Here is a 14,610-nt window from a genome sequence, read left to right as displayed (position 1 = left end):
CCGAACCAACCGATGATCCGCTTCACTTCGTCCATAACTTCGGGGCCAATGCCGTCACCGGCGAGGATCAAAAGAGAAGGGTTTGCCATTGTGTTGGTCCTTGCTTGAATTTGTTGCAAACGCCCTAACGCGATGAGGCGTCAGGTTCAAGATACCAAGGCGTTAGCGGCTGATATCGACCCAAACAAGCCGGTGCGGACCGGCAGCCAGACCATCCTCACCCAGAAGGGCACGGTCGGGATCGTCGGGGCCGGGCCAGAATACGCCTGCAGCCACGATCTGCCAGTCCCGGGACGGCAAAACATAGCTGACGCGCAGATCCCCTGGCCCGTCTTCTGGCCAATGCGCCGTCGGCAGATCCGGCAACGGGTCTTGCAGTGACGCAAGTGCCAGGAAGTCTGCCATGGCCTGTCGATACCCTTCACCCCCCTTGGGGTCGAGATTGGCGTTTCCCGCAATCACAAAACTGTCCGGAGCGGGGCCAAAGCCACCTTCTAACACGATTTCCCACAGACGCAGTTCATCGCGGTTGCGCAGTCCGTTCATGTCTTCGGGCCCATCAAAAACCGGCGGTGTCGCATCAAATGCCATCACAGAAATCGGAGGGCCACCCGGCACTGCGATCGGGACAATCCAATGGCCTGTTGATGACAGGCGCAGTTGATCTATCGCTGCGACACCGAGAAACGGCGCACCTGACAGCTGGGGCAATGCGGCGTCAGGCAGATCCTTCCAAAGGACCTCTGAATAGTCCGTGACCTGCTCCGCCAATATCGGAAAGCGTGACAGGATCGCCATGCCGCCGTCACCGGCAAACCTGCCATAACCTTGTGAATCCCGCGCCTCACCAAGTCGACCGTTTGCGTTTAGATCGAGACCCGTTGCCAAGCCAGCATTTGACGGTAGGGCAAACATATGCGGATAGGGATCTGCAAATAAGTCTGCAAAGGCCGCAAGCGCGATGCCATCCAGATCATAGTCAAAATCCGTCAAAACCAGAATATCAGGCCTGTTACGGGCGATGATATTTTGAATAGCTCTAATTTCTGTCGCGTCGCCACTTTGAATATCACGGAGCAAAAGCCCGGGTCCGTCACGGCTCAACGGAGCTGCGAAAGTTGCCACGCGAAACGGCTCGGCTTGGACCGTGCCAGCCACGCACAGGCCCATAAAAACATATATCCCAAGGCCTAGAGAGCGTGGGATTTGCTGCGCTGGACTTCGATCATCTGCGCGACGCGGCTGAGGGCCACACCGCGCATCAGAATACTGGCTGGCAGGAATGCCCATGCAGAAACCGTCCAAATCAACGTCTGCGGATTATCAAGATTGATCACCGTGCCCATCGCCGCGAGCAACTTGAGCACCGCTGGCACCAAGAAGGGCAGCAGAAACCCTAAGATAATGTTAACGCGGCCGTCCCGCTGGAGCCTTTTGACAACATCACCACCTGCTGTGGGGTCAAATGTGGGCAGGTTGATCCAGACATTGAATGCACCAGTCCGGCGCGGCCAACGATAAAGCCGCAGCAGGATAATGAACCAGATGACAGAGAAAACCGAGATCAGATAGCTGAGTCCTGCTGCATCTCGCAGGCGCTGGATGACAGTGGGATCCGTGCTGTCGGGCATCATCACGACCATCAGGCGCACTGGCGAATAAGGGAAATCAATCGTAGCGCCAATCACGCTCCCGCTATTTTGAAAATATGTCGAGATTGTACTGGGTGAATCGACGCCTTTGAAAATCATCGCAAGACAAAAGACAGTCGCAAAAAGTGCTGAAAAGCGGACCCTGTTGAAGGGCGGTGCGTCGCGGAATTCCACAAGACTGGGGCTGCTTGAACTATACTCAACAATCGTGAAAAGGGCACCAAAGATCGCAATCAAAACAATGATCTGCGTGCTATCCGACCCATTGCTTGGCACAAGCGCATAGGGCATGATGACCAACATCACGACCAGAATGGCTCTTACCAATGCTGCGGGCAAACGAGATAACACGGCACTTTATCCTTCTTTGGGCCGACGCAGGGGCGTAATTTGTCGCCAGTCAGCCCGCAAATCCTTACACGCATCTATATGCTTTATCTGAATGTGAACAAATCCTCTTTCACGCTTCAACTGACGGGTGCCTGAAACGCGGGGGAAACTTCCATTTTGGCCTGGGGGTGATGCCAGAATGCCACCAAGACGTGGCAATTTGATCGCAGGCACGCCATGAGAAGTGGCAATGCTTCAATGAAGGACGCAAAAAATAAGCCGCTCCCAAAAGAGCGGCTCATCTTGTCGGCTGGATTTAGAACCTAAACCCAAGGACGGGCGGTCGCGGCTTCCGCTTCAAAGGCGTCGATTGATGCGGCCTTTTCCATCGTTAAACCGATGTCATCGAGACCGTTCATCAGGCAATGCTTTTTGAAACTGTCGACTTCAAAGCTGAAGGTGTCACCATCCGATGTGGTCACCGTCTGCGCTTCCAGATCAATTTCGATCCGCGCATTTGATCCCTTCTCGGCATCCTTCATCAACACATCCACCTGCTCTTGCGGCAGCACGATAGGCAAAATGCCGTTCTTGAAACAGTTGCTGTAGAAGATGTCGGCATAGGACGGCGCGATCACACAGGTGATACCAAAGTCGGCAATCGCCCAAGGCGCATGCTCGCGCGACGAACCACACCCAAAGTTATCGCCAGCGACAAGGATCTGTGCTTCGCGATACTGCGGTTTGTTGAGAACGAAATCAGGGATTTCGTTCCGGTCGTCGTCATAACGCATCTCATCAAAGAGGTTCACGCCAAGGCCCGAGCGCTTGATCGTTTTAAGGAACTGTTTCGGAATGATCATATCGGTGTCGATATTGACCAAAGGCATGGGTGCTGCAATGCCACTGAGTTTTGTAAATTTCTGCATCTTTTTTCCTTTCGGGCTGCTTATCAGCCCCTTCGGGCCTTCTTCGCGAAGAAAGCCCCCGTTAGGGGCTGATGAGCGCGCCGCTTACATCAGTTCCCGCACATCGGTCAGTTTACCCGTAATCGCAGCTGCCGCCGCCATCGCAGGCGACATCAGGTGCGTACGTCCACCGCGCCCTTGCCGGCCTTCGAAGTTGCGGTTCGACGTTGCCGCACAGCGTTCACCCGGAGCAAGCTGGTCGGGGTTCATCGCCAGACACATCGAACACCCAGCAAGACGCCATTCAAAGCCGGCCTCTTTAAAGATATCAGCCAGCCCTTCCTCTTCGGCCTGCGCGCGCACCAGACCCGAACCGGGGACGACCATCGCGCGTTTCACGGCGATTTTCTTGCCTTTCAGGATTTCCGCTGCGGCGCGCAGATCCTCGATCCGGCCGTTCGTGCAGGAGCCGATAAAGACAGTGTCAATTGCGATGTCCTTCAACGGCGTGCCCGGCTTGAGGTCCATGTAATCGAGAGAGCGCTGTGCCGCACCGACTTTGCCGCCGGTGAAATCTTCCGCCGCAGGCACATTTGCCGTAATCGGCAACACATCCTCGGGCGAAGTGCCCCATGTCACCACGGGGGCAATATCCTCGCCTTTCAGCGTGACAACCTTGTCGAAATGCGCACCTTCATCTGTGTAAAGCGTGCGCCAATAGGCCTCCGCGGCCTCCCATGCTGCACCTTTCGGTGCATGTGGGCGGCCTTTACAATATGCAAAAGTTTTTTCGTCAGGCGCAATCAAACCCGCGCGCGCGCCACCCTCGATGGCCATGTTGCAGACCGTCATGCGGCCTTCCATGGACAAATCGCGGATCGCCTCACCGCAGTATTCGATTACATACCCGGTGCCGCCTGCGGTGCCGGTGGCCCCGATCACGGACAGGGTAATATCCTTGGCCGTCACACCAGGGCGCAGCTTGCCGGTGATCTCGACCTTCATGTTCTTGGATTTCTTCTGGATCAGCGTCTGTGTGGCCAGCACGTGCTCCACTTCCGATGTCCCGATACCATGCGCCAACGCACCAAAGGCCCCATGGGTCGCCGTATGGCTGTCACCGCAGACCACCGTCATGCCAGGCAAGGTCCAGCCCTGCTCGGGGCCCACGATATGCACGATGCCCTGGCGCACGTCAGACACAGGGTAGTAGTGGATCCCAAAGTCCTTGGCATTGGTATCAAGGGCGGCCACCTGAATGGCACTATCCTCTGTCATATTCTTGGGGTCGTCACGGCCCGGCGTGGTCGGCACGTTGTGGTCCGGCACAGCGATGGTCTTTTCCGGCGCGCGTACCTTGCGGCCTGCCATACGCAGCCCTTCAAAGGCTTGGGGGCTGGTCACTTCGTGCACCAGATGGCGGTCGATATAGAGCAGGCAGGTGCCGTCTTCGGCTTCATGGGCTACATGCGCATCCCAGATTTTATCATAGAGCGTTTTGGGGGACATTGTCCTCTCCCGTATCAAAATGTCAGTAGTCGTCAGGCGTGCGGAAACAGGCGGGCGTTACCCGCGTGCTAGGATTGTGCTGCGCGCACCAAAGAACCGCCAAGGCAGGCGTGCGCGATCATCCATGTCAAAAACCTTTTTCATAAGCGATGAGATACACGCGCCAAGGAACTGCTGCAAGAGACTGTGACCGATTGACGGCATCAATCGCGCCCCTTGCAACAGGAAACAGGCCACTGTGAGAGAGATTACACCGTTAGAAGCGGGGAATTGACAGAAAAGCTGTTTGTTGCGCCAGCCGCGACATCAGCAAAGGTATTTGCAGCACCCTCCACTGTCAGTTCTGCGTCCACCGTTACATCCACCCGAAGCGCATCAATCACCTGCTGTGGCGTCACACTTGCTGTGCCATAGATAAAGACGCGGGATGTTTCGACAGTTTCGGAACCCTCCACAGCATCCGGATCAGCGAAAGACACTTCAACATTGTAACCGGCGATGCCGTTCAGGGTGCCTTCAGTCAATGTGACCAGAATATCGGCATCCTCCGCACCCGCGTCACTTGTATCAATGGTCATGACGATCTCGTCGCCAGTACCAAAATCATCAATTATGGCGACAGTCTGCTGGGCATCATCATCGTTTGCAAAAGCGTAGAAGGTGTTTTCACCCGCAACCCCTTCAAGAATACCGCGGCCAGTCACCATGATGAGCTCGTCGTTGCCCTGCCCACCAAATGCGTGGCCTTCCTCGCCCCACAAGAAGATGTCATCGTCACCGTCTTCACCGCGCAGTATATCACTCCCAAGGTTGCCGAACACTGTGTCGTTCCCGGCACCTGCGCGCACGATGTCGTCGCCCTCGCCGGCATCAATATAGTCGTCGCCTCCGCCGCCTTCGATTGTATCGTTGCCGCCAAGGCCGAAAAGCCGATCATCACCCGCGCCACCAAATATCACGTCACGATCCTCGCCGCCTGTGATGATGTCGTTGCCACCACCGCCGCGCAGCGTATCAAGTCCGCCATTCCCGTTGATGATATCATCTCCAAGAAAACCCTGAATCAGATCAGGACCTGAAGTGCCTTCAAGTTCGTCATCTTCAGGCGTTCCATTTATCTCGCGCGCACCGCCGCCATCATCGTCGTCATCACCGGCAAAAAGCGGAACAAGCAGGGCACCGCCAGCAAGCAACAGAAGAAGAAAACCGATATCCATCAATGCATTCTTTCACAAAACCAAAACATCTGGGACAACTCTAGCGCCAGAATTCGGCCCTCACAAGAATTCAAACAAGCGACGAAAGGCTACGACGGCGCACAAGCAAGGATAGGCCACTTGCCCGTGTCGCAACCACATGCGACGCTGAAAGTCAGGACCAATAGATCAGGATCAAGATGGCCCAGCACACCAACGCAGCGACCACTCCAAGCGCGGGAGGATCCTTCGAGGCACCGCTTCAAGAGGTCATCACGATCAGCACTGATCTGTTGACGCAGGCGCAGGTCTTTGTGGAAAGCATGTTCCGCACGTGGAACCTCTACCAGATCCTGATTGCTTTGGCCGTGTTCGCCGTTGCCCATCTGTTGCGCGCCATTTTGGGGCCGCGCATTCGGGCCTGGATGGGTTCGCGCGAAAACTGGCCAAAGTGGCGGATGCGGATTCTGGTCGTCGTGCACCAACGTCTGCGCGCGATTTTCTTTGTCTCGCTCATCTGGTTCGTCGTCTTTGCCATGCGCGAGATCACATGGCCAAGCCGGAGCTATCTTCTCAGTGTGATCGGCACATTGGCGCTGGCATGGCTGCTGATCGTATTTGCCACCCGCCTGATCAAAAGCCCCGTCCTGCGGAGGTTTGTCCGCTATGGGGCTTGGACGTGGGCAACGCTACAGATCCTGGGCCTGCTGGACGTGGCCGAACGTTTGCTGGACAGCATCGGGTTCACCATCGGGGATATCCGTTTCTCGCTGCTGTTGCTCGTTCAGGGTCTTGTCATCCTTGGCGGTCTGATTGCGCTGGCGCGGTTCTTTACGACAACCACCGCCAGCCGGATCAAGGCCAATGAGGACATCAGCCCCTCAATGCAGGTGCTGATCGTCAAGGGCGTACAGATTGCCTTTTATGGCGCGGCATTCTTTGTCGGCGTCCGCGCCCTCGGGATCGATCTGACAGGCCTTGCGGTGCTGTCCGGTGCAATCGGTGTCGGCCTTGGTTTTGGTTTGCAGAAAGTGGTGTCGAACCTTGTGTCGGGTGTCATCATCCTGCTGGATAAGTCCATCAAGCCCGGCGATGTTATCAGCCTTGGTGACACCTTCGGCTGGATCAATTCGCTGGGGGCGCGCTATGTGTCTGTGGTCACGCGCGATGGCCGCGAATATCTGATCCCGAACGAGGATCTGATCACCGGACAGGTGGTCAACTGGTCCCATTCCAACGAATTTGTACGCCTCGATATCCATTTTGGCACCGCTTACCATGACAACCCCCACGAGGTGCGCCGCATCGCCATTGAGGCCGCACAAAGCGTGGATCGTGTTCTGAAAAACCGCCCCGCAGTTTGCCATATCGTGGGTTTTGGCGACAGCTCGGTCGATTATATCCTGCGTTTCTGGATCAGGGACCCGACGGGGGGCCTGACCAACATCCGCGGCAACGTCTATCTGGCGCTCTGGGACGCGTTCAAAGAACACGGCATCAGCATCCCGTTCCCGCAGCGCGAGGTGAAGTTGTTGGAGAGCGAGCAGGTGCATGTGCGCATGGGCGACTAGGCTGCACCAATTGCGCTCAGGCCGCAGCCTTGTCCATCACATCCCGCACAGCAGAAAGCAAAACGTCAGCAATGATATCACACTCTTCCGGTGTCAGCCGCGCGGGCAAACGCACGTCGCAGGCCATCATCAGCATGGCGCGGGTCTGCGGCAGATCACCCGGATGATCAAGAAACTCCCAGTTCCAGAACGCGCGGGCGTTATCGGCTGACTGGCCGAAAATTTGGACTTTCAACCCGCTGGCCGCACATGCCGCAGCGAAGGCTGCGCAGTCTGCATCGGTCATCTGGGCCAGGTTGAACTGGATCGAATCGGGCGCACGGCGCTCTCCTTCCAGCGGCGCAGGCACATCAAACCAAGGACAGCCGTTCAGACGCGCCGCCACATGGTCATGGTTGCGCAGCCCGTCGCGGATGCGGCGCGGCAGTTCTTCCAATTGCGGGCGAATGATCGCAGCAGACAGGTTGGACAGGCGCAGATTATAAAGTGGCAGCTTGTTTTGCCATTTCTGCATAGTGTCATGGGGCACCACATGTTTCATCCAGGTGTGTTCATATGCCCCCGACATGATAATGGCGCGCGCAACGCTGTCTGCATCGTCAGTGACCAATATCCCGCCTTCACCCGCATTCACCATCTTGTAGCTTTGAAAGCTGAAACAGCCGATCTTGCCAATGGTGCCGATCTTGCGGCCCTTCCAGGTGGTCCCAAGCGAATGGGCGGCGTCTTCGATCACAGGCACATCGCGCGCTGCGCAAAGTGCCATGATCGCGTCCATGTCCGAAGTATGGCCCCGCATATGCGAGATGATGACGGCTGCTACCCCACCGAGTTTCGCTTCGAAATCGGCAAGGTCGATGCGATAGTTTGCCCCGCATTCGGCCAGAACAGGCACACAGTCCGCGTGCACCACGGCGGAAGGTACGGCGGCAAAGGTGAAGGCGGGGATCAGGACCCGCGCACCCTTTGGCAGATCAAGCGCCTTGAGCGACAGAAACAGTGCCGCCGAACAGCTTGACACGGCCAAAGCGTATTTCGTCCCCATCATCGTCGCGAATTCCTGCTCCAGCAGAGAAACAGGGGCGTTTTGCGGGGCGGTATAGCGGAACAGGTCACCAGAACTAAGAAGGCGCTGCACCTCATCGAATGCGGCCTGCGGGATTGGTTCTGCGGAGTAGACGTCTGGGCACTGCTTCATGTGGGTTCCTCTTTTCCTCCTATCACTGGTCAAATTTTATGACAGAACAATGACACACAAGCCAAAGAAATAGCGGCCCTTGGTGAGGGTCAACCTCGCCGGTGCAATTCTGCGCTTGAGCGGCGGCCAGCACAGGCCGCTTCCCGAACTTATCTGTAAAGCAGAACAGGAATCTTCACTGACTGGATCATCGCTGTTGTCGTAGACCCTATGATGAGGCTTCTGATCCGGCTATGCCCATAGGCACCCATCACCAGAAGATCGAACCCTTCTTCAGCGACCAGCTTTTCCAGCACGTCTTCGGGTTCGCCTGTTGCGACACGAGGCAATGCCGTGATCTGCGCTGCCTGCAACTTTGCAACAGCTTCATCCGCAGTACTCTGAGCGCGGGCCTTATCTTGCGCCACACTGAGAACGCAGACGTCAAGATCAGCAAAAACAGGGCTGGCCGACATGCGTTCGATTGCGACCTTGGCACTCGCGCTACCATCATAGGCCACGAGAACCTTTGATATCGGTCGAAACTCTCGTGAGGCCACGAAGACAGGCACTTTGGAGGTGCGCACGATCCGTTCGAGGTTAGAGCCTAAATGACCAGAAGCAAAACCAGCAGCTTCACCGCGTTTTCCGATAGTGATTGCGCAAATATCGCCTTCAAGCTCGCGCACCGCTTCCAGAAGATCACCCTTTCGCAGACGCAAATTCACATTGGGAATTCCGTTCTTCTCGAGGATTGCTCTGGCATCTTCCAGAATGGCATGGCCTTTCGCCTGAGCAAGCTTTGCGCGCTGTTCGTCCAGCGTGGACAGTTCTGCCAGAAGCGCACTTCTCGCACCTAGCCCCAATGCGCCCGAAAGGTCCGTCGAGACAGCACCTTCGCGACGGCCCAGTACATGCATCGCTTCCACGCCGGCATTCAGCTTCTGCGCGATCCATGCGGTATGATGGCAGACGCTTTCAGAATAGGCAGATCCGTCAAGTAGTGTCAGTATCTTTTCCATGGTGTTGCTCCCTCAGTGTCCCAACAACTTGTCCATCGCGCCGGGCTTGTCATGTATTGCAAGCTTATCAACGATCGTTTCCGATGCCTCGTTCATGCCGATCACCTCGACTTCCGCGCCGTCACGGCGGAACTTCAGTATTGCCATGTCCAGTGCCTGAACAGAGCTGATATCCCAGATGTGGGCCCGACTTACGTCAATGATGACCCGTTCAAGAGCCTCGCGGAAATCAAAGGCCTCCGCGAAATCCTCTGTAGAACCGTAGAACAACTGTCCTTCTATGACATATGTTCGGGTGCGACCATCTTCCGACAAGCTAGACGTGATCCGGAACAGCTGCGCGATTTTGCCTGCAAAGAAAATCCCCGATAGCAGGACGCCAATCAAAACCCCGATGGCGAGATTGTGCGTGTAAACAACCGTCACAACAGTTGCCAGCATCACCACAGTTGACGAACGCGGATGCACACGCATGTCCTTGATCGACGACCATGAGAACGTGCCGATAGAGACCATGATCATGATGGCCACAAGTGCTGGCATCGGAATACGGGCAACCAGATCGCCAAGGCCAACGACAAGGATCAGAAGCAAAACACCGGCGGTAAACGCCGATAAACGACCGCGCCCCCCGGATTTGACGTTGATGATCGATTGCCCGATCATCGCGCAACCCGCCATACCGCCGATGAAACCAGTGGCGGTATTGGCGATGCCCTGCCCGATGCATTCCTGATCGCGGCTCGACTTGGTATCAGTCAGATCGTCAACGATGTTCTGCGTCATCAGGCTTTCCAGCAGTCCCACGACGGCAACGGCTAATGAATAGGGCAGGATGATAAGGAGAGTTTCAAGATTGAGTGGTATTTGAGGGATGAGGAAAACCGGCAGAGTGTCCGGCATTGCACCCATGTCGCCGACTGTGCGCACGCCATCCCAGCCCATCGCGACAACCAGAATCGTCAACACGACGATCGTGACCAGCGGCGACGGAACAGCTGTCGTCAGGCGCGGGAACAAGTAGATGATCGCCAGTCCTAATGCGACCAGCGCGTAGGTCAGGTAAGTCACACCCGGATTGGCAAGGTTGAGTTCCGGCAACTGGGCCATGAAGATCAGGATCGCCAACGCGTTCAGAAATCCTGTCATGACAGATTTGGATACATAGCGCATGAAGCGTCCCAGCTTCAAAAAACCCGCGCCTATCTGAAGCAGACCGGCCAGCACAGTGGCGGCCAGCAGATATTCAAGACCGTGGTCCCTTACGAGAGTTACCATGAGCACTGCCGTCGCCGCAGTGGCGGCAGAAATCATGCCGGGCCGCCCGCCGACAAAGGCAATCAGAACAGCAATAGAGAAAGAGGCGTAAAGACCCACCTTTGGGTCCACACCAGCAATAATGGAAAAAGCGATGGCTTCCGGAATTAAAGCCAGCGCAACGACAGTACCCGCAAGCACATCGCCACGGATGTTACCGAACCATTGCTGTCGGTAGTCAGAAAGAGAGATCATATAAGAAATCCAGTACCCTGTGCCGGATCGCCTTTTGAAAGACGGTCGGCTTATTCTTGGGTTTTTTCAGGGTTATCCGGCGGATCAGCGGCCGGAAGAGCCACCTGGATTTTCACCAGGTCCTAACGTGATTAGCGCCGCATAGACCCTAACCTAATCCAAAAATCAACTACTTTCATAAAGGGTGTCATCACGCCTCTTGATTGATCATGTTCAATCATAGGTCGCGCAGCAGGTGGCTATCAGTGCCACCCGACACAACAGTGTGGCAAGAGGCACAGAGGCGACCTTTGTTGCCAGATAGTCAAAAACCGCACATCGCTGTGCGGTTTTTTTTATTGCTCGAAGAACGGTGGGCCCTTAGCCGCGGTTCATCCGGTTCTCGATCAGATCGTCCACCACGGACGGATCAGCCAATGTCGAGGTATCGCCCAGCGCACCGAAATCATCCTCGGCGATCTTGCGCAGGATGCGGCGCATGATCTTGCCCGACCGCGTTTTCGGCAAGCCGGGTGCCCATTGCAGCAGATCTGGCTTGGCAATCGGGCCGATCTCGGTACGGACCCAGACTTCCAGCTCTTTGCGCAGTTCGTCTGATGGTTCTTCGCCGTTCATCAGCGTGACATAGGCATAGATCCCCTGCCCCTTGATCGCATGCGGATAGCCAACCACAGCCGCCTCAGCCACTTTCGCATGGGCGACCAAAGCGCTCTCTACCTCGGCCGTACCCATCCGGTGGCCCGAGACGTTGATCACGTCATCAACGCGGCCGGTGATCCAGTAGTACCCGTCTTCATCGCGCTTACAGCCGTCACCGGTGAAGTAGTAGTTCTTGTAGTCGCTGAAGTACGTCTTCTCGAACCGTTTGTGATCGCCCCAGACGGTGCGCATCTGGGCAGGCCAGCTATCCTTGATGCACAACACACCTTCGGCGGCGGTATCATGGATTTCCTCGCCCGAGGTTGGCTCCAGAATAACGGGCTGAATGCCAAAGAACGGCAATGTCGCCGAACCCGGCTTAGTCGCTGTTGCGCCCGGCAATGGTGTTAACAAGTGACCGCCGGTTTCGGTCTGCCACCATGTGTCGACGATGGGCGCTTTGCCCTTGCCAACAACATCATTGTACCAGTTCCATGCTTCGGGGTTGATCGGCTCGCCCACGGTGCCCAGCACCTTGATGTCGGACAGGTCATATTTTTCGACAAAGCTGTTGCCCTGCGCCATCAACGCGCGGATCGCGGTCGGGGCGGTATAGAACTGGTTCACCTTGTGCTTTTCGCATACGGCCCAGAACCGGCCCGCATCAGGATAGGTCGGCACACCTTCGAACATGATCGTTGTCGCACCATTGGCGAGCGGACCATAAACGATATAGCTGTGGCCGGTGACCCAGCCCACATCTGCGGTGCACCAGAAGATATCACCGTCGTGATAATCGAACGTGTATTGCTGCGTCATGGCTGCATAGACCAGATAACCACCGCTGGAATGGACAACCCCTTTGGGCTGACCGGTGGAACCGGAAGTGTAGAGAATGAACAGCGGATCTTCGGCGTTCATTTCCTCGGGCGGGCAATCAGCGCTGACCTTTTCTTCCATTTCGTGCAGCCAGTAATCCAGATCACCACGCCACGCGATCTGCTGGCCGGTCCGCTTGACCACCAGACATTTCACGTCGTTGTAATCATTCAGCAGTGCCTGGTTCACGCTGTCCTTGAGGTTGGTGACACGGCCACCACGCGGTGCGCCATCGGATGTAATTACAACCTTGGCATCGCAGGCGTTGACGCGCGCGCCCAGCGCCTCGGCCGAGAAACCCGCGAACACAATGGAATGTATCGCCCCAATCCGCGCGCAGGCCAGCATCGCATAGGCGGCCTCGGGGATCATGGGGAGGTAGAGGACGACGCGGTCACCCTTGCTCACACCCATTTCCTTGAGCACATTCGCCATCAACGAGGTTTTCTCGTGCAGCATGTTATAGGTGATGTGCAGCGCTTCATCATCGGGGCTGTCAGGCTCCCAGATGATCGCGGTCTGCTCGCCGCGCGTCGCAAGATGGCGGTCGATGCAGTTGGCACTCACGTTCAGCGTACCGTCTTCATACCATTTGATATCAACCGCACCGGGGGCAAAGCTGGTATTTTTCACGCGCGTGTAAGGTTTGATCCAGTCGATCCGCTTGCCATGCTCGCCCCAGAACGCCTCAGGATCGTTGATCGACGCGGCGTACATTGCCTCGTATGTCGCCTTATCGGCGTGCGCCCCTGCCGCCATTGCGGATGATGGTGGATAGATTCCGGCTGATTGATCGGTCATGGCATGTCCCCCCTGATCACTTCTTCACAACCGTGGGCACGCGCCCGACGGCCTCCTCAGCGTGCATCATGGCGAAAATGTGATCGAATCCAAGTCTCGTTGGGGACAACTGGGACGGTTTGTAAAAATAAAGCCGCCAGATGAATGGCGACTGTTAAAATATTTACATATTTCGTACCTGCGGCGGCGTGCGCAACCGGGCCGTCGCTGATCTCGACGGCCCAACGTGCAAAACGCTTATGCGTCGTGGCGGAATGTCATGCTGATCACATCAGCACGTGTCAGACCTTTGGCGCGCAGTTCTTCTTCCGGAATATCCCAGATCGCCTGCAGCGCCTGTGTCCGTGAATTGCTGACGGCCATACTCTCAAGCATGGAGCCGATAGCGCGAAGTGGTTTCATCACCAGTTCGATCAGCATTTCGCGGTTTGAAATCAGTGTGTTGTCGGGTTGGAGAGCCATTTTGCGCCTCGTCAATGTGTGTCTGTCCTCCCACGACGAGAGGTAGGGTGGTGACGACGGGACGGCAACGGTCAAAAAACGCAAACCCACCATGCAGATACTGCATGATGGGCTGTGTTCGCATGGCTTGGGGCTCAGAAATGCATCATTTCTTGGGGGCAGCTGCCCCATCCCACGGGGCATCGGGGACAGTGACCGCCTTGGCACGCTTGGTCGCGGCAGGCGTTGGCGCTGGCGTAGCCGCTTCCGGCTTTGGTGCAACCGGCGTCGGTGCGGCAGCGACCGCAGGCTGGGCCGGTGTGGCAGCAACGGCAGGCTGGGCCGGTGTGGCAGCAACCGCAGGCTGGGCCGGTGTAGCCGTGACTTTGGTCTTGGCTTTTGGGGCAGCCTTCTTTGATACAGGCTTTGCCTTTTCAGCCTTTACCGGCGCAGGCGTTGGATCTGCTTTTGTCTGAACAGAAGCCGCTGGTGCTGGCTTGGCGGTCGCTTTCTCTTCCGGCTTGGGCGCAGCCTTAGCTGGTGTCGGGGCCGCTACTTTCGCAACAGGCGCAGGTTTCGTGTCAGCTTTCGGTGCAGCCTCTGACGCGACGACTTGCTTTGGCACCGCTTTCTTTGGTGCCACTTTTTTGGGTGCCGCCTTCTTGGCAGCAGCCTTTGCTTTCTTTCCAGCCTTTGGCTTGACTGTCGCAGCCTTCGGCTTCGCGGCAGGTTCGGCGGACGGGGCCAACGCATAACCGCTCATCAGTGCGCGCTGTGCGACCATCATCTGGTCAATCATGGTATCCGTCAGGCGCATTTGCTGGCCGATTACAGCACTGGCGATCTGCATCCCCTGCGCTGTCATTGAAAGTGTAACTGCCGGTGTCATAATGGCTCCCTTATTGGCAAAACCCTATTTCACACCCAGTATACACGATATTATTCGCAAACGCAGCATTATTCTGCACTGCAG

At 56.4% G+C, this 14,610-nt stretch carries 12 protein-coding genes and 1 other annotated feature; of the genes, 1 reads left to right on the top strand and 11 read right to left on the bottom strand.

All coding sequences use genetic code 11. From position 1 onward, the window contains the following. Positions 1–162: 162 nt before the first annotated feature. From VGP75_RS06315 to VGP75_RS06295, 5 genes are all read right to left on the bottom strand, one after another. Positions 163–1,170, bottom strand: coding sequence for an endonuclease/exonuclease/phosphatase family protein (locus tag VGP75_RS06315; RefSeq protein WP_414727782.1), 1,008 nt, complete (start codon positions 1,168–1,170; stop codon positions 163–165). A gap of 20 nt (positions 1,171–1,190) precedes the next feature. After that, positions 1,191–2,003 carry a hypothetical protein gene (locus VGP75_RS06310; RefSeq protein ID WP_327542845.1) on the bottom strand — a complete coding sequence of 271 codons (813 nt, stop codon included), beginning with the start codon at positions 2,001–2,003 and terminating at the stop codon, positions 1,191–1,193. Between the two features lie 302 nt (positions 2,004–2,305). Further along, on the bottom strand, positions 2,306–2,911 hold the full coding sequence (gene leuD, locus VGP75_RS06305) for a 3-isopropylmalate dehydratase small subunit (protein ID WP_327542844.1): 606 nt from the start codon (positions 2,909–2,911) through the stop codon (positions 2,306–2,308). Positions 2,912–2,995: 84 nt separating this feature from the next. Then, positions 2,996–4,399: a 3-isopropylmalate dehydratase large subunit gene (gene leuC, locus VGP75_RS06300; protein WP_327542843.1), complete on the bottom strand. Its 1,404-nt coding sequence runs from the start codon at positions 4,397–4,399 to the stop codon at positions 2,996–2,998. A gap of 248 nt (positions 4,400–4,647) precedes the next feature. Then, on the bottom strand, positions 4,648–5,616 hold the full coding sequence (locus VGP75_RS06295; protein ID WP_327542842.1) for a calcium-binding protein: 969 nt from the start codon (positions 5,614–5,616) through the stop codon (positions 4,648–4,650). Positions 5,617–5,795: 179 nt separating this feature from the next. Here VGP75_RS06295 and VGP75_RS06290 point away from each other — a divergent pair, with 179 nt between their 5' ends. Continuing rightward, entirely contained in the window at positions 5,796–7,166 is a 1,371-nt protein-coding gene (locus VGP75_RS06290; protein WP_327542841.1) for a mechanosensitive ion channel family protein, read from the top strand. 16 nt (positions 7,167–7,182) lie between these two features. Here the strand turns inward: VGP75_RS06290 and VGP75_RS06285 are convergent, their stop codons facing one another. The 6 genes from VGP75_RS06285 to VGP75_RS06260 all read right to left on the bottom strand — a co-directional run bounded on the left by VGP75_RS06285 (position 7,183) and on the right by VGP75_RS06260 (position 14,526). Beyond that, positions 7,183–8,364 (bottom strand): DegT/DnrJ/EryC1/StrS family aminotransferase, encoded by a 1,182-nt coding sequence (locus VGP75_RS06285; RefSeq protein ID WP_327542840.1) that lies wholly within the window; start codon positions 8,362–8,364, stop codon positions 7,183–7,185. Between the two features lie 149 nt (positions 8,365–8,513). Then, the gene (locus VGP75_RS06280) at positions 8,514–9,365 is read right to left on the bottom strand and encodes a universal stress protein (RefSeq protein WP_327542839.1); all 852 of its coding nucleotides are present in this window, start codon (positions 9,363–9,365) and stop codon (positions 8,514–8,516) included. A gap of 12 nt (positions 9,366–9,377) precedes the next feature. Beyond that, positions 9,378–10,877 carry a SulP family inorganic anion transporter gene (locus VGP75_RS06275; protein WP_327542838.1) on the bottom strand — a complete coding sequence of 500 codons (1,500 nt, stop codon included), beginning with the start codon at positions 10,875–10,877 and terminating at the stop codon, positions 9,378–9,380. Between the two features lie 70 nt (positions 10,878–10,947). Continuing rightward, positions 10,948–11,003: a sequence feature (sul1 is cis-regulatory element that is thought to sense ions involved in sulfur or methionine metabolism; They are found in Alphaproteobacteria), on the bottom strand. 234 nt (positions 11,004–11,237) lie between these two features. Continuing rightward, positions 11,238–13,196, bottom strand: a complete 1,959-nt coding sequence (gene acs, locus VGP75_RS06270; RefSeq protein ID WP_327542837.1) for an acetate--CoA ligase — start codon at positions 13,194–13,196, stop codon at positions 11,238–11,240. 237 nt (positions 13,197–13,433) lie between these two features. Continuing rightward, complete coding sequence (locus VGP75_RS06265) at positions 13,434–13,658, bottom strand: DUF1127 domain-containing protein (RefSeq protein ID WP_327542836.1); 225 nt, start codon at positions 13,656–13,658, stop codon at positions 13,434–13,436. A 145-nt stretch (positions 13,659–13,803) separates the two neighbouring features. After that, entirely contained in the window at positions 13,804–14,526 is a 723-nt protein-coding gene (locus VGP75_RS06260) for a hypothetical protein (RefSeq protein WP_327542835.1), read from the bottom strand. Between the last annotated feature and the right edge of the window lie 84 nt (positions 14,527–14,610).

It is taken from the genome of Yoonia sp. (assembly GCF_036007805.1).
Lineage (GTDB): Bacteria > Pseudomonadota > Alphaproteobacteria > Rhodobacterales > Rhodobacteraceae > Yoonia.
This window is presented reverse-complemented; position numbering and strand designations above follow the sequence as displayed.